1 protein-coding gene is annotated in these 1,650 nt (G+C 35.9%); it reads right to left on the bottom strand.

The window, feature by feature from the left end; translation table 11 throughout:
* The coding region (locus ABGX27_01680) for a cache domain-containing protein (protein MEO2068206.1) at positions 1 to 1,650 on the bottom strand (1,650 nt) is incomplete at both ends.

Raw genomic sequence — 1,650 nt, 5'->3', positions numbered from 1 at the left:
GAAGGCCTTTTCAAGGACTGATTTAGATAACTTTTTATAAATAGAGATTTTCTTTGCAACTTCTAGAAACTGTCCTGGATTTAGGATTCCTTCAGGAGTTTCAATTCTCATTAGTGCTTCATATTTAACGACTTTAAGGTTTCTAAGTTCAACTATCGGCTGGAAGAAGGGAACAACTTTGTCTTTTTCCAGTGCATCTTTAAGTAAGATGGCAACTTTAAGGTTTTCCTCAAGCTTTTTAAACTTATTTTCAAGCTCCTTATCAAACACGTATAGTTTAAAGTCTCTTTTTTTGGCTTCTTCTTCCGCCATTTCAGCTTCAATGAGAGGGTTGTCTCTGTTTTTTGAAATTCCGGCAATAACGTCAAGTTTGAACTTTATGTTGTTTACCTCAAATTCGTGATTCTCTAGCTTCTGAATTACTTTTTCTATGAGTTCAATGAACTGGGTATCGTTAAGGTCACAGCTGAGGACTCCAAATTTGTCTCCCCTTATTCTATAGACGATGCAGTTCTTACAGAGTTTCTTTACTTCTCTTTTAAGGTTTTGAGCAAAAGCCTTCAGGATCTTATTTCCGTCGTCAAAACCGAAGAGCTCGTTAAGTTCCTTAAAGTTCCTTATGTTTATAAGGGCAAAGTGGATGTTCTTTGACAGGTCTATCTTTGAGAGGTCTTCAATAAGTTTTTTACTGTTAGGTAGGTCTGTTATTTCATCTTTATAAGCAAGGATTTTAAGGTTTCTAGTTAGCTTCAGCAATTTCCCTTCTTTTTCCTTAAGTTCCTTAATTGATTCTGTCAATTTTCTGTTGTAGCTGAAGAGGGCTAAGGATGAAAGTGTAATTATTAATAGGATAATTACCGACGTTGATATTATAATTTTGTTGGCCTTTGTTAAGAATTCCTTCTGAAGGTAGAAAGTATCCTTTACCATTTCCGATTTTGAGATGTAACTTCCTACTATCCAGTTCCATTCTGGGTAGAGTTTCAGGTAATAGAGTTTGTCTTTCGTATATACGAAAACTCCTTTTCTTAAGTCTTCAGGTTTTAAATCTTTTAAGATATCAGGTTTTTCCTTTTGAGAGCTGGAGTCGTAAATGAAGGCGTTAATAGCTTTTCCAAGGCAAAAGGCGTGCTTTTTTATCCTTTCTCTAATTTGAGAGTAGTATATACCTCCTCCTATTATCCAGTTGTAGGGTTTAAAGAATTTTATGTATGAAATCTTTTTATCAACTTCTTTACTGTTTGGTTTGTACCAGTAGTAGGTTACGAATCCTTCACCGTTAGGTGAGTAGAGGACTATCCTTTCAAACTCCCTGTGAACAAACTTTCCCTTTAGGTCTTTCCAGTTCCACATACTTTTCCCTTCAATTTGGGGGTAAGCAGGGTTCAGAACGACTTTTCCTTTTACCTTATCTATGAAGATGTAACCCAGCCCGTTGAAGAACCTGTAGTTTTGGAGTGCGTTTTTTATTAGGAGTTTTATTGTTTCATCTCTACACTTTCTCTTTTTGCAGAAGTGGTATATAGAGTTGGCTATAACCCAGGCGTTCTTTACCTCTTCTTTAATCTCTTCTTTGCTTTCCTTCAGGTTTAAATGGCCCTCCTCTTTAAGCAATGACTCGTAAGAGGAAGTGGTATACTTTAACCTATT

This window comes from Desulfurobacteriaceae bacterium (assembly GCA_039832905.1).
GTDB lineage: Bacteria > Aquificota > Aquificia > Desulfurobacteriales > Desulfurobacteriaceae > Desulfurobacterium.
Note: the sequence above shows the minus strand (reverse complement) of the source record. Positions and strands in the feature narration are given on the sequence as shown.